General features: G+C 54.6%; 13 protein-coding genes. 12 read left to right on the forward strand and 1 reads right to left on the reverse strand.

What is annotated here, in order from left to right:
* The first annotated feature begins 526 nt into the window (after positions 1 to 526).
* The 8 genes from sdhC to sucD all read left to right on the forward strand — a co-directional run bounded on the left by sdhC (position 527) and on the right by sucD (position 10,290).
* Entirely contained in the window at positions 527 to 931 is a 405-nt protein-coding gene (gene sdhC / locus ACF8PE_RS10310; protein WP_032617136.1) for a succinate dehydrogenase cytochrome b556 subunit, read from the forward strand.
* Positions 925 to 1,272: a succinate dehydrogenase membrane anchor subunit gene (gene sdhD, locus ACF8PE_RS10315; RefSeq protein ID WP_032617079.1), complete on the forward strand. Its 348-nt coding sequence runs from the start codon at positions 925 to 927 to the stop codon at positions 1,270 to 1,272. The genes sdhC and sdhD overlap by 7 nt, the downstream gene beginning before the upstream one ends.
* Positions 1,272 to 3,038: a succinate dehydrogenase flavoprotein subunit gene (gene sdhA, locus ACF8PE_RS10320; RefSeq protein ID WP_059308498.1), complete on the forward strand. Its 1,767-nt coding sequence runs from the start codon at positions 1,272 to 1,274 to the stop codon at positions 3,036 to 3,038. Before sdhD ends, sdhA begins: the two co-directional genes overlap by 1 nt.
* 15 nt (positions 3,039 to 3,053) lie before the next feature.
* Complete coding sequence (locus ACF8PE_RS10325; protein WP_032617081.1) at positions 3,054 to 3,770, forward strand: succinate dehydrogenase iron-sulfur subunit; 717 nt, start codon at positions 3,054 to 3,056, stop codon at positions 3,768 to 3,770.
* Positions 3,771 to 4,118: 348 nt separating this feature from the next.
* Positions 4,119 to 6,926: a 2-oxoglutarate dehydrogenase E1 component gene (gene sucA, locus ACF8PE_RS10330; protein WP_059308497.1), complete on the forward strand. Its 2,808-nt coding sequence runs from the start codon at positions 4,119 to 4,121 to the stop codon at positions 6,924 to 6,926.
* Positions 6,927 to 6,940: 14 nt separating this feature from the next.
* Positions 6,941 to 8,167, forward strand: coding sequence for a 2-oxoglutarate dehydrogenase complex dihydrolipoyllysine-residue succinyltransferase (gene odhB, locus ACF8PE_RS10335; RefSeq protein ID WP_032617083.1), 1,227 nt, complete (start codon positions 6,941 to 6,943; stop codon positions 8,165 to 8,167).
* A gap of 87 nt (positions 8,168 to 8,254) precedes the next feature.
* On the forward strand, positions 8,255 to 9,421 hold the full coding sequence (gene sucC / locus ACF8PE_RS10340; protein WP_032617084.1) for an ADP-forming succinate--CoA ligase subunit beta: 1,167 nt from the start codon (positions 8,255 to 8,257) through the stop codon (positions 9,419 to 9,421).
* Positions 9,421 to 10,290: a succinate--CoA ligase subunit alpha gene (gene sucD, locus ACF8PE_RS10345; protein WP_032617085.1), complete on the forward strand. Its 870-nt coding sequence runs from the start codon at positions 9,421 to 9,423 to the stop codon at positions 10,288 to 10,290. The genes sucC and sucD overlap by 1 nt, the downstream gene beginning before the upstream one ends.
* An 83-nt stretch (positions 10,291 to 10,373) precedes the next feature.
* On the opposite strand, the gene ACF8PE_RS10350 is transcribed toward sucD, so the two are convergent.
* Positions 10,374 to 11,090, reverse strand: a complete 717-nt coding sequence (locus tag ACF8PE_RS10350) for a GntR family transcriptional regulator (RefSeq protein ID WP_032617086.1) — start codon at positions 11,088 to 11,090, stop codon at positions 10,374 to 10,376.
* 171 nt (positions 11,091 to 11,261) lie between these two features.
* Between ACF8PE_RS10350 and mngA the strand changes: the two genes are divergently transcribed.
* From mngA to cydB, 4 genes are all read left to right on the forward strand, one after another.
* Positions 11,262 to 13,178, forward strand: a complete 1,917-nt coding sequence (gene mngA / locus ACF8PE_RS10355) for a PTS 2-O-a-mannosyl-D-glycerate transporter subunit IIABC (protein ID WP_392494819.1) — start codon at positions 11,262 to 11,264, stop codon at positions 13,176 to 13,178.
* Positions 13,179 to 13,201: 23 nt separating this feature from the next.
* Positions 13,202 to 15,838, forward strand: a complete 2,637-nt coding sequence (gene mngB, locus ACF8PE_RS10360) for a mannosylglycerate hydrolase (RefSeq protein ID WP_392494820.1) — start codon at positions 13,202 to 13,204, stop codon at positions 15,836 to 15,838.
* Between the two features lie 675 nt (positions 15,839 to 16,513).
* Positions 16,514 to 18,082, forward strand: coding sequence for a cytochrome ubiquinol oxidase subunit I (gene cydA, locus ACF8PE_RS10365; RefSeq protein ID WP_032617089.1), 1,569 nt, complete (start codon positions 16,514 to 16,516; stop codon positions 18,080 to 18,082).
* Between the two features lie 15 nt (positions 18,083 to 18,097).
* Positions 18,098 to 19,237 (forward strand): cytochrome d ubiquinol oxidase subunit II, encoded by a 1,140-nt coding sequence (gene cydB, locus ACF8PE_RS10370; RefSeq protein ID WP_032617090.1) that lies wholly within the window; start codon positions 18,098 to 18,100, stop codon positions 19,235 to 19,237.
* The last annotated feature ends 7 nt before the right edge of the window (positions 19,238 to 19,244 follow it).

Genomic DNA, 19,244 nt, shown 5'->3' on the forward strand with positions numbered 1-19,244 from the left:
AAACCAGGGTACAGAGCAATGGCGCTAGCAGGTAAACAAATGAGAAACCAGAGAAATAACAGCAAATCAGTGTTTGTGCAGTCCGAATTATTCAAACCTGTATATCACTAATAACTGTCCTGATAACTTCGGTCAATACCATCACACTGTTACATAACTTATTCTCAGGTGAAAGAGAGACCTCATAACTTTTGCGCATTATATGCCTTTTCTGGTGATGTTTGTAACAATAATGTTTAACATTTGTCAAATCAGATGATTAAAAATTAAAAAGATGTTGTTATCGTGACCCTGATCACTGTTCCGCATAAAACCAGACAAACTGTATGTAGGTTAATTGTAATGATTTTGTGAACGGCCTATACTGCCGCCAGGTCTCCGGAAAACCCTGCAATCCCGAGCCAACCAGCGTTGTAACGTGTCATTTGAGCATCTGGAAGCAATGTTTTGCATGACGCACAGTTATATAAAAGGCACGCTGTCTGACCCGCATCGCAGTCCGGAGGAAGGAAACTATAAGAACAGCATGTGGGCGTTATTCATGATAAGAAATGTGAAAAAACAAAGACCTGTCAATCTGGATCTGAAAACGATCCGATTCCCTGTAACGGCAATAGCGTCCATCCTTCATCGTGTATCCGGTGTGATCACGTTTGTCGCGGTGGGTATCCTGTTATGGTTGCTGGGTACCAGCCTCTCGTCTCCAGCAGGATTCCAGCAGGCCTCCGACATCATGAACGGTTTCTTCGTGAAATTTATCATGTGGGGCATCCTGACCGCGCTGGCCTATCACGTCGTCGGCGGTGTTCGCCATATGCTGATGGACGTTGGTTACCTGGAAGAGACCTTCGAATCCGGCAAACGCACCGCTAACATTTCATTTGTCATCACTGTCGTGCTTTCACTTCTCGCAGGAGTCCTCGTATGGTAAGCAACGCCTCCGCATTGGGACGCAACGGCGTACATGACTTCATTCTGGTCCGTGCTACCGCTATCGTTCTCACCCTCTACATCATCTACATGATCGGTTTCTTTGCCACCAGCGGCGACCTGACGTGGGAAATCTGGACCGGTTTCTTCGGTTCGGCATTCACCAAAGTCTTCACCCTGCTGGCGTTGGCCTCCATCCTTATCCATGCGTGGATTGGCATGTGGCAGGTATTGACCGATTACGTTAAACCCGTGGCGATTCGTCTGACGCTGCAGCTGGCAATCGTGGTTGCCCTGGCGGTTTACGTTATTTATGGATTCGTTGTGGTATGGGGTGTGTAATGAAACTGCCAGTCAGAGAATTTGATGCTGTAGTGATTGGAGCCGGTGGCGCAGGTATGCGCGCGGCGCTGCAAATTTCCCAGAGCGGCCAGAGCTGTGCGCTGCTCTCTAAAGTCTTCCCGACCCGTTCCCATACCGTATCTGCGCAGGGTGGCATCACCGTCGCGCTCGGTAATACCCATGATGATAACTGGGAATGGCATATGTACGACACGGTGAAAGGCTCCGATTACATCGGTGACCAGGACGCCATTGAATATATGTGTAAAACCGGCCCGGAAGCGATTCTGGAGCTGGACCATATGGGTCTGCCTTTCTCCCGCCTGGAGAACGGTACCATCTATCAACGTCCGTTTGGCGGCCAGTCGAAGGACTTCGGCGGCGAGCAGGCGGCCCGTACCGCAGCAGCGGCCGACCGTACCGGTCACGCGCTTCTGCATACCCTGTATCAGCAGAACCTGAAGAACAAAACTACCATCTTCTCCGAGTGGTATGCCCTGGATCTGGTGAAAAACGAAGATGGCGCGATCGTAGGGTGTACCGCGCTGTGCATCGAAACCGGTGAAGTCGTCTACTTCAAAGCCCGCGCAACCGTGCTGGCAACCGGCGGTGCAGGCCGTATTTACCAGTCCACCACTAACGCCCATATCAACACCGGTGACGGCGTCGGTATGGCGATCCGCGCTGGCGTGCCGGTGCAGGATATGGAGATGTGGCAGTTCCACCCAACCGGTATCGCCGGTGCGGGCGTGCTGGTTACAGAAGGCTGCCGCGGTGAAGGTGGCTACCTGCTGAACAAACATGGCGAGCGCTTCATGGAGCGTTATGCCCCGAATGCGAAAGATCTGGCGGGTCGTGACGTGGTGGCGCGTTCCATCATGATCGAAATCCGTGAAGGTCGTGGCTGCGACGGTCCGTGGGGGCCGCACGCGAAGCTGAAACTTGACCACCTGGGTAAAGAGGTTCTGGAATCACGTCTGCCAGGCATCCTGGAGCTGTCCCGTACCTTTGCTCACGTCGACCCGGTTAAAGAGCCGATCCCGGTTATCCCAACCTGCCACTACATGATGGGCGGTATTCCGACCAAAGTGACCGGCCAGGCGCTGACCGTGAACGAGCAGGGCGAAGACGTAGTGATCCCGGGCCTGTTCGCGGTAGGCGAAATTGCCTGCGTATCCGTACACGGCGCCAACCGTCTGGGCGGCAACTCGCTTCTCGACCTGGTGGTGTTTGGTCGTGCGGTGGGTCTGCATCTGCAAGAGTCTATTGCTGAGCAGGGGCCGCTGCGTGATGCCACCGACGCGAATATCGACGCCTCTCTGGAACGTCTGAATCGCTGGAACGGTAACCGCAACGGCGAAGATCCGGTAGAGATTCGTAAGGCGCTGCAGGAGTGCATGCAGCACAACTTCTCGGTATTCCGTGAAGGCGATGCGATGGCGAAAGGGCTTGAGCAGCTGAAAGCGATCCGCGAGCGTCTGAAAAATGCCCGTCTGGACGATACTTCCAGCGAGTTCAACACCCAGCGCGTAGAGTGTCTGGAGCTGGATAACCTGATGGAAACCGCTTACGCGACTGCGGTCTCTGCAAACTTCCGTACCGAAAGCCGTGGCGCGCATAGCCGCTTCGACTTCCCGGATCGTGACGACGAAAACTGGCTGTGCCATTCCCTGTACCTGCCAGAGTCGGAATCCATGACACGTCGTAGCGTCAATATGGAACCGAAACTGCGTCCGGCGTTCCCGCCGAAGATTCGTACTTATTAATGCGGAGACAGGACAATGAAACTCGAATTCTCAGTTTATCGTTATAACCCGGATGTTGATGACGCTCCGCATATGCAGGATTACACCCTGGAAGCGGAAGAAGGCCGGGACATGATGCTGCTTGATGCGTTAATGCAGCTGAAAGAAAAAGATCCGACACTGTCATTCCGTCGTTCCTGCCGTGAAGGCGTGTGTGGCTCCGACGGCCTGAACATGAACGGCAAAAACGGTCTGGCCTGTATCACCCCTATCTCTGCGCTCCAGCGTGCGGGACAGAAGATTGTGATCCGGCCTCTGCCAGGTCTGCCGGTTGTTCGTGATTTGGTGGTGGACATGGGGCAATTCTATGCACAATATGAGAAGATTAAGCCTTACTTATTGAATAATGGGCAAAATCCACCCGCTCGCGAGCATTTACAGTCGCCAGAGCAGCGTGAAAAACTCGATGGCCTGTATGAGTGTATTCTCTGTGCATGTTGTTCGACCTCTTGCCCGTCGTTCTGGTGGAACCCGGACAAGTTTATCGGCCCGGCTGGCCTGCTGGCAGCGTACCGCTTCCTGATTGACAGCCGTGATACCGAAACTGACAACCGCCTGGAAGGGCTGAGTGACGCTTTCAGCGTATTCCGCTGCCACAGCATCATGAACTGCGTCAGTGTATGTCCTAAGGGACTGAACCCGACGCGCGCTATCGGCCACATCAAGTCGATGCTGCTGCAGCGCAGTGCGTAAGTCATAAGAGGGGAACGCGGTTCCCCTCACCCTAACCCTCTCCCCACAGGGGAGAAGGGATAGATTGCAGAAACCTTTAAAAACTGCCAGATGAATAAATAATCGAGACGTTCAGCGCGAGACAAGGCGCGGTTGAATGAATCCCCAGAGCATAGTGACTATGTGAATGGGGTGAGTGAAAGCCGCAACGCAATCGCAGCCGGAACGACGAAGATTATTTAGACAGTTTCTAAAGGTTCCTTCGCGAGCCAAATGAAAAGAGCTCGCAGGTGAACCCCGGCACGTACACGTGGTGTGCGTGGTAGTTTCTACGGCGAAAGTAAGCATAAAAATGCTTAAGGGATCACGATGCAGAACGGCGCAATGAAAGCCTGGCTGGACTCTTCATTCCTCTCTGGTGCGAACCAGAGCTGGATTGAACAGCTCTATGAAGACTTCTTAACCGACCCTGACTCAGTGGACGCTAACTGGCGTTCGATGTTCCAGCAGTTACCTGGAACAGGAGTCAAACCGGATCAATTTCATTCCAAAACACGTGATTATTTCCGTCGTCTGGCGAAGGATGCCTCACGTTACTCTTCCGCCATCTCCGATCCTGACACCAATGCAAAGCAGGTTAAAGTCCTGCAGCTGATTAACGCCTACCGTTTCCGTGGCCACCAGCATGCGAATCTGGATCCGCTGGGGCTGTGGCAGCAGGAGCGTGTGGCAGATCTCGACCCGGCTTATCACGATCTGACCGAAGCTGATTTCCAGGAAACCTTTAACGTGGGTTCTTTCGCTATCGGCAAAGACACGATGAAGCTGGGCGATCTGCTGGAGGCGCTGAAGCAAACCTACTGCGGCTCTATCGGTGCGGAATATATGCACATCACCTCCACCGAAGAAAAACGCTGGATCCAGCAGCGTATTGAATCGGTTGCCGGTAAATCCACCTTCAATGCGGAAGAGAAAAAACGCTTCCTTAGCGAACTGACCGCAGCAGAAGGGCTGGAGCGCTACCTCGGTGCCAAATTCCCGGGTGCAAAACGCTTCTCGCTGGAAGGCGGCGATGCGCTGGTGCCAATGCTGAAAGAGCTGATCCGCCATGCAGGTAATAGCGGCACTCGCGAAGTGGTACTGGGCATGGCCCACCGTGGTCGTCTGAACGTACTGATCAACGTGCTGGGTAAAAAACCACAGGATCTGTTCGACGAATTCGCAGGCAAACATAAAGAACACCTCGGTACCGGTGACGTGAAGTACCACATGGGCTTCTCATCGGATATCGAAACCAACGGCGGCCTGGTTCACATGGCGCTGGCGTTCAACCCGTCGCACCTTGAGATCGTTAGCCCGGTGGTTATCGGTTCCGTGCGCGCCCGTCTGGATCGTCTGGACGAGCCGAGCAGCAACAAAGTGCTGCCAATCACCATTCACGGCGATGCGGCCATTACCGGTCAGGGCGTGGTTCAGGAAACCCTGAACATGTCTAAAGCGCGTGGTTACGAAGTGGGCGGTACCGTTCGCATCGTGATCAACAACCAGGTGGGCTTCACCACCTCTAACCCACTGGATGCGCGTTCTACCCCATACTGCACCGACATCGGCAAGATGGTTCAGGCGCCAATTTTCCACGTGAACGCGGATGACCCGGAAGCCGTTGCTTTCGTGACCCGTCTGGCGCTGGACTTCCGTAATACCTTTAAACGCGATGTGCTGATCGACCTGTTCTGCTACCGCCGTCATGGCCATAACGAAGCAGATGAGCCAAGCGCAACCCAGCCGCTGATGTACCAGAAAATCAAAAAGCATCCGACCCCGCGCAAAATCTACGCTGACAAGCTGGAAGCGGACAAGGTTGTGACGCTGGAAGATGCGACCGAGATGGTCAACCTCTACCGCGATGCGCTGGATGCGGGCGAATGCGTGGTGAAAGAGCTGCGTCCAATGAACATGCACTCCTTCACCTGGTCGCCGTACCTCAACCACGAGTGGGATGAGAGCTACCCGAACAAGGTCGAGATGAAGCGTCTGCAGGAGCTGGCAAAACGCATCAGCACCGTACCAGAAGCTATCGAAATGCAGTCCCGCGTGCAGAAGATTTACGCTGACCGTCAATCAATGGCGTCAGGTGAGAAGCTGTTCGACTGGGGCGGTGCAGAGAACCTGGCCTACGCGACCCTGGTTGACGAAGGTATTCCTGTGCGTCTGTCCGGTGAAGATGCGGGCCGCGGCACCTTCTTCCACCGCCATGCGGTGATCCATAACCAGACTAACGGTTCCACCTACACCCCGCTGCAGCACGTGCATAACGGTCAGGGCCAGTTCAAGGTCTGGGACTCCGTGCTCTCTGAAGAAGCGGTTCTGGCGTTTGAATACGGTTACGCCACGGCAGAACCACGCACCCTGACCATCTGGGAAGCGCAGTTCGGTGACTTCGCCAACGGTGCGCAGGTTGTTATCGACCAGTTCATCAGCTCCGGCGAGCAGAAGTGGGGCCGTATGTGTGGCCTGGTGATGCTGCTGCCGCACGGTTACGAAGGGCAAGGCCCGGAGCACTCCTCCGCGCGTCTGGAGCGTTATCTGCAACTCTGCGCCGAGCAGAACATGCAGGTCTGCGTGCCGTCTACCCCGGCTCAGGTCTACCACATGCTGCGTCGTCAGGCGCTGCGCGGGATGCGTCGTCCGCTGGTGGTGATGTCGCCGAAATCGCTGCTGCGTCACCCGCTGGCGGTCTCTTCACTGGATGAACTGGCAAATGGCACTTTCCTGCCGGCCATCGGTGAAATTGACGACCTGGATCCGCAGGGCGTTAAGCGCGTCGTGATGTGTTCTGGTAAGGTTTATTACGACCTGCTGGAACAGCGCCGTAAGAACGATCAGAAAGATGTCGCCATCGTGCGTATCGAACAGCTTTATCCGTTCCCGCATCAGGCGATGCAGGAAGCGTTAAAACCTTATGCTCACGTACATGATTTTGTCTGGTGCCAGGAAGAGCCGCTCAACCAGGGCGCATGGTACTGCAGCCAGCATCATTTCCGTGAAGTGATTCCATTTGGGTCTGCTCTGCGTTACGCAGGTCGCCCGGCCTCTGCCTCTCCGGCAGTAGGGTATATGTCCGTTCACCAGAAGCAGCAACAAGATCTGGTTAATGACGCGCTGAACGTCGATTAATTAAAGGATAAATAATGAGTAGCGTAGATATTCTTGTTCCCGACCTGCCTGAATCCGTCGCTGATGCGACCGTTGCAACCTGGCATAAAAAACCAGGCGACGCGGTAAAACGCGATGAAGTGCTGGTAGAAATCGAAACTGACAAAGTGGTACTGGAAGTACCGGCTTCAGCGGACGGCATTCTGGATGCAGTGCTGGAAGATGAAGGCACGACTGTGACCTCTCGTCAGCTGCTGGGTCGCCTGCGTGAAGGCAACAGCGCGGGCAAAGAGTCCAGCGCCAAATCTGAAGAGAAAGCCTCTACACCGGCCCAGCGCCAGCAGGCTTCTCTGGAAGAGCAGACGAACGACGCACTCAGCCCGGCGATCCGTCGCCTGCTGGCAGAGCACACCCTCGACGCGGCTGCCATTAAAGGCACCGGTGTGGGTGGTCGTCTGACCCGTGAAGACATTGAAAAACACCTGGCGAAAGCGCCTTCTGATGCAAAAGCAGAAGCGAAAGCACCGGCAGCCGCACCAGCAGCACAGCCTGCACTGGGCGCTCGCAGCGAAAAACGCGTGCCGATGACTCGCCTGCGTAAGCGTGTGGCCGAGCGTCTGCTGGAAGCGAAAAACTCCACCGCGATGCTGACCACCTTCAACGAAGTGAACATGAAGCCAATCATGGACCTGCGTAAGCAGTACGGTGACGCGTTTGAAAAACGTCACGGTATCCGTCTGGGCTTTATGTCCTTCTACGTGAAAGCCGTTGTTGAAGCCCTGAAACGCTTCCCGGAAGTGAACGCCTCCATCGATGGCGATGATGTGGTTTATCACAACTACTTCGACGTCAGCATGGCCGTTTCTACCCCACGTGGCCTGGTGACCCCGGTTCTGCGTGATGTAGACACCCTGGGCATGGCTGACATCGAGAAAAAAATCAAAGAACTGGCTGTGAAAGGCCGTGACGGCAAGCTGACCGTAGAAGACCTGACCGGCGGTAACTTCACCATTACCAACGGCGGCGTATTCGGCTCGCTGATGTCTACCCCGATCATTAACCCACCACAGAGCGCGATCCTGGGCATGCATGCCATCAAAGATCGTCCTATGGCGGTTGACGGTAAAGTCGAGATCCTGCCGATGATGTACCTGGCGCTCTCCTACGATCACCGTCTGATCGACGGCCGCGAGTCTGTGGGCTTCCTGGTGGCGATTAAAGAGCTGCTGGAAGATCCAACCCGTCTGCTGCTGGACGTTTAGTTTTTAGCCGTACTGCCCGGCGGCACTTTGACTGCCGGGCCTACAAAAGCATGACCTAACGATTACCCTGAAGGATGGATAGAACACATGAACTTACATGAATATCAGGCAAAACAGCTGTTTGCCCGGTATGGCTTGCCGGCTCCGGTGGGTTATGCCTGCAATACCCCTCGTGAAGCAGAAGAAGCCGCATCTAAAATCGGCGCCGGTCCTTGGGTAGTGAAATGTCAGGTTCACGCTGGCGGCCGCGGTAAAGCGGGCGGTGTGAAAGTTGTTAACAGTAAAGAAGAGATCCGCGCCTTTGCTGAACATTGGCTCGGCAAACGTCTGGTGACCTACCAGACAGACGCAGGCGGCCAGCCGGTTAACCAGATCCTGGTTGAAGCGGCGACCGACATTGCAAAAGAATTGTACCTCGGCGCAGTGGTAGACCGTAGCTCCCGTCGCGTGGTGTTTATGGCCTCTACCGAAGGCGGCGTGGAAATCGAGAAAGTAGCGGAAGAGACCCCGCACCTGATCCACAAAGTCGCTATCGATCCGCTGGCAGGCCCAATGCCTTACCAGGGACGTGAGCTGGCATTCAAACTGGGTCTGGAAGGCAAACTGGTGCAGCAATTCACCAAGATCTTCATGGGCCTGGCGACCATCTTCCTGGAGCGCGACCTGGCGCTGATCGAAATCAACCCGCTGGTTATCACCAAACAGGGCGATCTGATCTGCCTCGACGGCAAACTGGGCGCTGACGGCAACGCACTCTTCCGCCAGGCGGATCTGCGCGAAATGCGCGACCAGTCTCAGGAAGATCCACGTGAAGCGCAGGCTGCACAGTGGGAACTGAACTACGTGGCACTCGATGGCAACATCGGTTGCATGGTTAACGGTGCGGGCCTGGCAATGGGTACCATGGACATCGTTAAGCTGCACGGCGGCGAGCCGGCAAACTTCCTCGATGTGGGCGGCGGCGCAACCAAAGAGCGCGTGACCGAAGCCTTCAAAATCATCCTCTCTGACGACAACGTGAAAGCGGTTCTGGTGAACATCTTCGGCGGCATCGTACGTTGCGACCTGATCGCTGACGGCATCATCGGTGCGGTAGAAGAAGTGGGCGTGAACGTCCCGGTGGTTGTGCGTCTGGAAGGGAACAACGCTGAACTCGGCGCGAAAAAACTGGCTGACAGCGGCCTGAATATTATTGCAGCGAAAAGTCTGACGGATGCCGCTCAGCAGGTAGTTGCCGCAGTGGAGGGGAAATAATGTCCGTTTTAATTAATAAAGATACCAAAGTCATCTGCCAGGGCTTCACCGGTAGCCAGGGTTCATTCCACTCTGAGCAGGCGATTGCCTACGGTACGCAGATGGTTGGCGGCGTGACGCCAGGTAAAGGCGGCACCACCCATCTGGGCCTGCCGGTGTTCAACACCGTACGTGAAGCGGTAGAAGCGACCGGCGCAACCGCCACCGTGATCTACGTTCCGGCGCCGTTCTGCAAAGACTCCATTCTGGAAGCCATCGACGCAGGCATCAAACTGATCATCACCATCACCGAAGGCATCCCGACCCTGGATATGCTGACCGTGAAAGTGAAGCTGGACGAAGCCGGCGTGCGCATGATCGGGCCAAACTGCCCGGGCGTGATCACCCCAGGCGAATGCAAAATCGGCATTATGCCGGGCCACATTCACAAGCCAGGCAAAGTGGGTATCGTTTCCCGCTCTGGTACGCTGACCTATGAAGCGGTTAAGCAGACCACCGACTACGGTTTCGGCCAGTCCACCTGTGTGGGCATCGGCGGTGACCCAATCCCGGGTTCTAACTTCATCGACATCCTGAAGCTGTTCCAGGAAGACCCGCAGACTGAAGCGATCGTGATGATCGGTGAAATCGGCGGCAGCGCGGAAGAAGAAGCGGCTGCTTACATCAAAGACCACGTGACTAAGCCAGTTGTTGGCTACATCGCGGGTGTGACTGCGCCGAAAGGCAAGCGTATGGGCCACGCGGGCGCCATCATCGCGGGCGGCAAAGGTACTGCGGATGAGAAATTCGCGGCGCTGGAAGCAGCAGGCGTGAAAACCGTTCGCAGCCTGGCTGACATCGGCGAAGCGCTGAAGTCCATCATCAAGTAAATCCTCTCTGCTCCCCGAGTGGGGAGCTTTGACATAATAAAATGTCTGTTTCGACATGGTTGGCCGCTACACAGCGGCCTTTTTTATTGCCTGCGTTTGGCAACCAGCGTGAATTTATAATCGTCGCTGTTAAACACGTTGCGGCTGTATTCAAACACGCGACCGTCTTTTAAAAATCCGCGCGACACCTTTTCCAGGATCGGTTTTGCCGGATCGAGCGCCAGCGCGGCGATCGCCTCCTGCGATGGCATGATCGGCACCAGCTCCTGCTCGCTGCGATCGATCGTCATCTTTTTAATCTGCTCGATGTAGTGATATTTGGAGTTTTCCATCACTTCCCAGGTGAGGTCAGAGAACATGGCCAGCGGCATCCACGTTTCTTCCAGATTCACCGGTTTTCGCTTAATAAAGCGCACCCGTTTGACATGCCAGACGTTGTCATCGGGATTGATATCCAGTTTTTCTGCCAGCTTGGTGTCGGCTTTTACCACTTCAAAAATTTTTACATCGCTATGCGTATCCACGTTTCTGTCGGCGAGCTTCTCGTAAAAGCCGGTGAGCTGGTAGATATCATAATTGACGCGCTCTTCTTTGACGTAAGAGCCGCTGCCCTGAATGCTTTCAATAATCTGCTCTTCGGTCAGCAGTTTTAGCGCCTGGCGAACCGTCACCCGGCTGACGCTGAACGCCTCCTGTAGCGTGGATTCCGTTGGCAACGCGTCTCCAGGCTGTAAAACACCGGTGTTAATTTTCTCACGTAGCGCATCGGCTATCTGCCGGTACATCGGTTTATTACCCATTTGCAGTGCCCGTTTAATACCTTTTCATCGAATTATGCCTTCAGCATCTAAATTGTAAATAATACAAATTAGATACAAATTATCGTCGTTAGTGAAAGTGATCACATAAATATATTATTTGGTCTGCCACAATTCCCCGCAGACAATAACAACATCCATGTGAGGATCTTGATGAACCTGACGACCCTGACCCACCCGAACGCCATCTGCGTGCAGGCGCACTATGCCAACCGCGATGAAGCCATACGCCAGCTCACCCTGCGGCTACTGGATTTGGGCAAAATTACCGACGGGGAGGCATTTTTAACAGAAGTGCTGCAACGTGAATCGCTTGGCCCCACCGCGTTGGGCGAAGGACTGGCGGTGCCCCATGGCAAATCGTCTGCCGTGAAAGAGGCGGCCTTCGCCGTAGCCACCTTAAGCACGCCGCTTACATGGGAGGGCGTGGATGGCCCGGAGGACGTAGAGCTAATTTTTCTGCTCGCCATTCCGCCTGCCGAAGCAGGTTCAACACACATTCAGCTGTTGACGGAGCTGACGTCCAGACTGGCTGATGATGCCCTGCGAGCAAGAGTGATGGCAGCTACCACGGCAGATGCTCTGCTGGCTGCGCTGGACGATGTCCCCCAGGCAGAAGAGGCTACAGCGTTGGTGGATGCGCCAACCGTGGTCTGTGTGACCGCCTGTCCAGCGGGGATCGCCCATACCTATATGGCGGCTGAATACCTGGAAAAAGCAGGGCGGAAGCTCGGCGTCAACGTGGTGGTCGAGAAGCAGGGGGCGAACGGCATTGAGGGGCGTCTCACCGCGCAGCAGTTACAGGAGGCCAAAGCGTGCATCTTTGCGGCGGAGGTGGCCATCAAAGAGCATGAGCGTTTTCAGGGGATCCCCGCCATTTCCGTACCGGTTGCGGAACCGCTGCGCCATGCTGAAGCACTCATCGAGCGCGCGTTGGCGCTCAAGCCCTCAACCGATGCGCGTCATGCGCATGGCGATACCGAAACGAAAAAGAGCGTTAAAACCGAGCTCAAGCAGGCGCTCCTTAGCGGTATCTCTTTTGCGGTGCCGCTGATCGTTGCCGGCGGTACGGTGCTGGCCGTGTCGGTACTGCTGGCGCAAATCCTGGGCCTGCAGCACCTGTTCGACCAGGAAAACTCGTGGCTGTGGATGTATCGCAAGCTCGGCGGCGGCATGCTTGGCATCCTGATGGTGCCTGTCCTTGCGGCCTATACCGCTTACTCGCTGGCAGATAAACCCGCACTGACGCCGGGCTTTGCGGCCGGTCTTGCAGCCAATATGATTGGCTCCGGTTTTCTGGGCGCGATCATCGGTGGGCTGATTGCGGGCTACCTGATGCGCTGGGTGAAAAGTCACATCCGCCTGAACAGCCGCTTCAACGGCTTTCTAACCTTTTATCTCTATCCGGTCATTGGCGTGCTGGGCGCGGGCAGCCTGATGCTGTTTGTCATCGGCGAACCGGTGGCCTGGCTTAATAACACGCTCACCGCCTGGCTTAACGGTCTTTCCGGCGCAAATGCCCTGCTCCTGGGGGCGATCCTCGGGTTCATGTGCTCATTCGATTTGGGTGGGCCGGTCAACAAAGCCTCTTATGCGTTCTGCCTGGGGGCAATGGCGAACGGCGTGTACGGTCCCTATGCAATTTTTGCCTCCGTCAAAATGGTGTCGGCCTTTACCGTTACCGCGTCAACAATGCTGGCCCCGCATCTCTTTAAGCAGTTTGAAATTGAAACCGGCAAATCAACGTGGCTGCTGGGGCTGGCGGGTATCACCGAAGGGGCGATTCCGATGGCGATCGAAGATCCGCTGCGGGTGATTGGCTCGTTTGTTCTCGGCTCGATGGCAACAGGCGCGATTGTGGGCGCGATGGGCATTGGTTTGTCCACGCCGGGGGCAGGCATTTTCTCCCTCTTTTTACTTCATGATGCTGGCATGGGCGGCATGACCGCTGCGGCGGGCTGGTTTGGTGCGGCGCTGGTGGGCACTGCCATCTCCACGCTCATTTTACTGCTCTGGCGACGCCAGGCGGTGAAGAAGGGCAACTACCTCACTGAAGACGTTACGCCATAAACCCTCACTAACAGGAAACGAAGATGAAAGCTGTATCTCGCGTTCATATCACGCCACATATGCACTGGGACCGTGAGTGGTACTTCACCACCGAAGCGTCACGTATTCTACTGGTCAATAATATGGAGGAGATCCTCACCCGCCTCGAACAAGATGAGGAGTATAAATATTACGTTCTCGATGGCCAGACGGCGGTGCTGGAAGACTACTTCGCGGTGAAGCCGGAAAACCGGCCCCGCGTAAAGGCGATGGTAGAAGCCGGTAAGCTGATTATCGGCCCCTGGTATACCCAGACCGATACCACTATCGTCTCCGGCGAGTCGATTGTACGTAACCTGATGTACGGCATTCGTGACTGCATGGCGTTTGGCGAGCCAATGAAAATTGGCTACCTGCCGGACTCCTTTGGGATGTCCGCGCAGCTCCCCCACATTTATAACGGTTTCGGTATTACGCGCACGATGTTCTGGCGCGGCTGCTCCGAACGTCACGGCACCGATAAAACCGAATTCCTGTGGCAGAGCATGGACGGCAGCGAAGTAACGGCACAGGTGCTGCCGCTGGGTTACGCAATTGGTAAGTACTTACCGGAGGACGAAGCCGGGCTACGTAAACGACTCGACAATTACTTTGAGGTGCTGGAAAACGCCTCTGTGACCAAAGAGATTTTGCTGCCCAACGGGCATGACCAGATGCCGTTGCAGCAGAACATTTTCGCGGTGATGGATAAGCTTCGTGAAATTTACCCGCAGCGTAAATTTGTAATGAGCCGGTTCGAGGAGGTGTTCCGGCACATTGATGCGCACCGTGATGAACTGGCGACGCTGAAAGGGGAGTTTATCGACGGCAAATACATGCGTGTGCACCGGACAATTGGCTCCACGCGCATGGATATCAAAATTGCCCACGCCCGTATTGAGAATAAAATCGTCAACATCCTTGAGCCGCTGGCGACGCTCGCCTGGACGCTGGGTTTTGAGTATCACCACGGTCTGCTGGAAAAAATGTGGAAAGAGATCCTCAAAAACCATGCCCACGACAGCATCGGCTGCTGCTGTAGCGACAAGGTTCATCGCGAGATTGTCTCCCGGTTCGAACTGGCTGAAGACATGGCCGACAACCTGACTCTTTTTTATATGCGTAAGATTGTCGACAACATGCCACAAAGCGATGAAGACAAGCTGGTGATGTTCAATCTGATGCCCTGGCCACGTGAAGAAGTGGTTAACACCACCATCCGTCTGCGCGCCAGTCAGTTCCGTTTGCTGGACGATAAGGGCAATACGATCCCCTGTTTTATCCGTCACGCCCGTGAAATCGACCCCGGACTGATTGACCGGCAGATCGTGCATTACGGGAATTACGACCCTTTTATGGAATTTGATATTCAGTTCCGCCAGATCCTGCCGTCGATGGGCTATTGCACGCTCTACATTGAGCCGCATGTCGCCGGTAAGATACTGCCATCGGTGAAAGCTACCGGGGTGTTGCTGGAAAATACGTTCTGGCAAATCGATCTGAACCGCGACGGCACGCTGCGTTTGCGCGACAAAGAGTCCGGCCTGGTCTATGACCGGGTGCTGGAAATTGAAGAGAGTTCTGATGATGGCGATGAGTACGACTACTCCCCTTCACGCGAAGAGTGGCGACTCACTTCAGCGCAAGGAGAGCATGACGTCGAGGTGATTCATGAAGGCTGGCAGAGCAGGGCGGTTATCCGGCATCGGATGGCCGTTCCGGCGAATCTGGCCGAACGCTCGGCGCGCCAACAACATGGCTCTCTTGAGGCCGAGATTGAGGTGACGCTTAGCCACAATAGCAGACGCATCGACGTGGCGGTGCGGCTGGACAATCAGGCCGACGACCACCGGGTTCGGGTACTGATCCCCACGCCGTTTAACACCGAAGAGGTGTTATCCGACACGCAGTTTGGATCGCTGACGCGCCCTGTGCAGGATGACGCCATGACAAACTGGCAGGAGGAGGGCTGGAAGGAAGCGCCACTGCCGGTCTGGAATCTCCTTAATTACGCAGTTCTCCAAGAAAAGCGTAACGGGATGGCGGTGTTTACCGAGGGGCTGCGTGAATTTGAAGTGGTGGGGGAGGGCCAAAAAACGTTTGCCCTGACTTTACTTCGCGGGGTAGGGCTGCTTGGGAAAGAGGATTTACTCCTGCGTCCGGGCCGGCCATCCGGCATCAAAATGCCTGTTCCTGATTCCCAAATGCGTGGCGAGATGCGTTGCCGTTTCAGCCTGTTGAGTTTTAGCGGTTCGCCAGTGAGTGCGGGTATTGCCCAGCAGGCGAAGTCATGGCTCACCCCCGTGCAGTGCTATAACAAAATCCCGTGGGACGCGATGAAGCTGAACCGCACCACGTTCACAACCCCTGGTCACTATAGCCTGTTAACGCTCGCACCGAATGGATGTGTTCTCAGCGCCCTGAAGAAGGCTGAAGATCGTGATGAGCTTGTTCTTCGTGTGTTCAACCCTTCTCAGACCCACTCCTGTGATGTCGCATTCTCCATGAGCCGGGCTATCAAAGGGGGCAGCGAAACGGACATGAATGAGGTGATAAAGGCGTCGCTGCAAGGAGGTAAAGAGATTGTAGAGGCTTTGCGACCGGGGCAGTCGCGAACCTTTAGTCTCGAAATAGGCAAATAACCTTTCCAGCAATTAAAAGGTCACAGCGCATGTGACCTTTTGTTTCATTAAATAGTCACATCGCGGTGTTAATTTTAAGGTGGATAAAGGTAAGGTAAATGTAATTGTGCAAAATTGCACACCCGCAATGAATAACGCTTTGCGGCAATAAACAGGCGGTGTTTTTCTTAAAGCAAAACCGGTTCATCCTTCCTCGTTAATAAAAATCACTTTTATTTATATTATTTCCAGAATTCGATAACCATTAACACCTCGGAATATACATATCATTAACATGGTTTTTACTATTTAACCCACAATTAAACATCGTTAACAATCAGACGCGTTTTTGATTTAAATCAATGTTTAATGCCTGGAAAAAGGCGCCAAAAGGCGCTAAATTGTTCGCGATCAAAACGCACCAAAAGTGGTAGTTTTGCTATAAATTGATCATCGTCGAAAAATGTAAATCTGATTCAATAAAACCTGTTTATTGTAAGGGGTTTGCAGCGTATTATATTTGCGGGATCAATTTCTTTTTTCTTAACCTATTTGTAACCTTTCACTCTCGCTTTTTTCTTTCCAGAGGCAGGCGTGACGATAAGGATGCGAATAATTTGTTTTGGGGCATGTGTGTGAATCCTTATCTAACAGGTTTCACTCTCGAAGTCTTCATGCGATGAGCAAGGAGTCATGATGTTAGATGTAGTCGAACTGTCGCGCTTACAGTTTGCCTTGACCGCTATGTACCATTTCCTGTTTGTGCCACTGACGCTCGGTATGGCGTTCTTGCTGGCCATTATGGAAACGGTCTACGTTCTTTCCGGCAAACAGATTTATAAAGATATGACCAAGTTCTGGGGCAAGTTGTTTGGAATCAACTTTGCACTGGGCGTGGCAACCGGTCTGACCATGGAGTTCCAGTTCGGGACTAACTGGTCTTATTATTCTCACTATGTTGGGGATATCTTCGGTGCGCCGCTGGCTATTGAAGGTCTGATGGCCTTCTTCCTCGAATCCACCTTTGTAGGTCTGTTCTTCTTCGGCTGGGATCGTCTGGGCAAAGTCCAGCACATGGCGGTAACCTGGCTCGTCGCGTTAGGCTCTAACCTTTCCGCGCTGTGGATCCTGGTGGCCAACGGCTGGATGCAGAACCCTATCGCGTCAGACTTTAACTTCGAAACCATGCGCATGGAGATGGTCAGCTTCTCCGAGCTGGTGCTGAACCCGGTCGCTCAGGTGAAATTCGTTCACACTGTGGCTTCTGGCTATGTCTGCGGTGCAATGTTCATCATGGGCATCAGCGCCTACTATATGCTGCGTGGTCGTGACTTCGGCTTTGCGAAGCGCTCCTTCGCCATCGCGGCGAGCTTCGGTATGGCAGCTATCCTCTCTGTTATCGTGCTGGGTGATGAATCCGGTTACGAGATGGGCGACGTACAAAAAACCAAACTGGCCGCCATCGAAGCAGAGTGGGAAACCCAACCGGCTCCGGCAGCCTTCACCCTGTTTGGTATTCCCGATCAGGATGCACAGGAAAACCACTTTGCTATTCAGATCCCTTATGCGTTGGGCATCATTGCCACCCGCTCCGTGGATACGCCGGTTATCGGTCTGAAAGATCTGCTGGTGCAGCATGAAGAGCGTATCCGTAACGGGATGAAAGCTTACTCCCTGCTGGAGCAGCTGCGTTCCGGCTCTACCGATCAGTCCGTTCGCGATCAGTTCAACGACGTGAAAAAAGACCTTGGTTACGGCCTGCTGCTGAAACGCTATACCCCGAACGTCTCTGACGCGACGGAAGAGCAGATTCAGCTGGCGACCAAAGACTCGATTCCACGCGTTGCGCCGCTGTACTTCGCGTTCCGTATCATGGTTGGCTGCGGCATCATCATGCTGTTGATCATTGGCGCCTCCTTCTGGTCGGTCATTCGTAACCGTATCGGTCAGCGTAAATGGCTGCTGCGTGCTGCGCTGTACGGCATGCCATTGCCGTGGATCGCCATCGAATCCGGCTGGTTTGTTGCGGAATATGGCCGTCAGCCATGGGCTATCGGTGAGGTGTTGCCAACTGCGGTGGCGAACTCATCCCTGACCCCTGGGGACCTGATTTTCTCCATGCTGCTGATTTGTGGCCTGTACACCCTGTTCCTGGTGGCTGAACTGTTCCTGATGTTCAAGTTTGCGCGCCTTGGTCCAAGCAGCCTGAAAACGGGTCGCTACCACTACGAGCAGTCCACCGTCGCTTCTCAGCCGGCACGCTAAGACAGGAGTCGTCAAATGATCGATTATGAAGTATTGCGTTTTATCTGGTGGCTGCTGGTCGGGATCTTACTGATTGGTTTTGCGGTCACTGACGGTTTCGACATGGGGGTGGGCATGCTCACCCGCTTCCTCGGTCGTAATGATACCGAGCGTCGAATTATGATTAACTCCATCGCCCCGCACTGGGACGGTAACCAGGTGTGGCTGATCACCGCAGGCGGCGCGCTGTTCGCTGCCTGGCCGATGGTCTACGCGGCTGCGTTCTCCGGCTTCTATGTGGCGATGATCCTGGTGCTGGCATCGTTGTTCTTCCGTCCGGTCGGTTTTGACTACCGCTCGAAGATCGAAGACACCCGCTGGCGCAATGTGTGGGACTGGGGCATCTTCATCGGTAGCTTCGTGCCGCCGCTGGTGATCGGCGTGGCGTTCGGCAACCTGCTGCAGGGCGTACCGTTCCACCTCGATGAATACATGCGTCTGTACTACACCGGTAACTTCTTCCAGCTGCTGAACCCGTTCGGTCTGCTGGCAGGCGTGGTCAGCGTGGCGATGATCCTGACCCAGGGGGCGACTTACCTGCAGATGCGTACCGTAGGTGAACTGCACCTGCGCTCTCGCGCCGTCTCGCAGATTGCGGCGCTGGTAACTCTGGTCGGCTTCGCGCTGGCGGGCGTCTGGGTGATGTTCGGTATCGACGGTTACGTGGTGACTTCTGCGATTGACCATACTGCGCCGTCTAACCCGCTGACCAAAGAAGTTGCACGTCAGGCCGGTGCCTGGCTGGTGAACTTCAATAATACGCCGGTTCTGTGGGCTATCCCGGCGCTGGGTGTGGTGCTGCCGCTGCTGACCCTGCTGACTTCCCGCATGGAAAAAGGCGCATGGGCATTCGTCTTCTCTTCGCTGACGCTGGCGTGCATCATCCTGACGGCCGGTATCGCGATGTTCCCGTTCGTGATGCCATCCAGCACCATGATGAATGCTAGCCTGACGATGTGGGATTCCACCTCCAGTCAGATGACGCTGAACCTGATGACGTTTGTGGCTGCCGTGTTCGTCCCGCTTATTCTGGCTTACACCACCTGGTGTTACTGGAAAATGTACGGTCGTATCACGAAAGAACATATCGAAAGCAACACTCACTCTATGTATTAAGGAAGGA

This window comes from Leclercia sp. GLN_9 (assembly GCF_043105735.1).
In the GTDB taxonomy this organism is placed as follows: Bacteria; Pseudomonadota; Gammaproteobacteria; order Enterobacterales; family Enterobacteriaceae; genus Enterobacter; species Enterobacter adecarboxylatus.

What these genes read in the sequence shown, in the direction of transcription:
- sdhC (WP_032617136.1), top strand. Translation starts at nt 527, where the DNA reads ATGTGGGCGTTATTCATGATAAGAAATGTGAAAAAACAAAGACCTGTC.
- sdhD (WP_032617079.1), top strand. Translation starts at nt 925, where the DNA reads ATGGTAAGCAACGCCTCCGCATTGGGACGCAACGGCGTACATGACTTC.
- sdhA (WP_059308498.1), top strand. Translation starts at nt 1,272, where the DNA reads ATGAAACTGCCAGTCAGAGAATTTGATGCTGTAGTGATTGGAGCCGGT.
- ACF8PE_RS10325 (WP_032617081.1), top strand. Translation starts at nt 3,054, where the DNA reads ATGAAACTCGAATTCTCAGTTTATCGTTATAACCCGGATGTTGATGAC.
- sucA (WP_059308497.1), top strand. Translation starts at nt 4,119, where the DNA reads ATGCAGAACGGCGCAATGAAAGCCTGGCTGGACTCTTCATTCCTCTCT.
- odhB (WP_032617083.1), top strand. Translation starts at nt 6,941, where the DNA reads ATGAGTAGCGTAGATATTCTTGTTCCCGACCTGCCTGAATCCGTCGCT.
- sucC (WP_032617084.1), top strand. Translation starts at nt 8,255, where the DNA reads ATGAACTTACATGAATATCAGGCAAAACAGCTGTTTGCCCGGTATGGC.
- sucD (WP_032617085.1), top strand. Translation starts at nt 9,421, where the DNA reads ATGTCCGTTTTAATTAATAAAGATACCAAAGTCATCTGCCAGGGCTTC.
- ACF8PE_RS10350 (WP_032617086.1), bottom strand. Translation starts at nt 11,090, where the DNA reads ATGGGTAATAAACCGATGTACCGGCAGATAGCCGATGCGCTACGTGAG.
- mngA (WP_392494819.1), top strand. Translation starts at nt 11,262, where the DNA reads ATGAACCTGACGACCCTGACCCACCCGAACGCCATCTGCGTGCAGGCG.
- mngB (WP_392494820.1), top strand. Translation starts at nt 13,202, where the DNA reads ATGAAAGCTGTATCTCGCGTTCATATCACGCCACATATGCACTGGGAC.
- cydA (WP_032617089.1), top strand. Translation starts at nt 16,514, where the DNA reads ATGTTAGATGTAGTCGAACTGTCGCGCTTACAGTTTGCCTTGACCGCT.
- cydB (WP_032617090.1), top strand. Translation starts at nt 18,098, where the DNA reads ATGATCGATTATGAAGTATTGCGTTTTATCTGGTGGCTGCTGGTCGGG.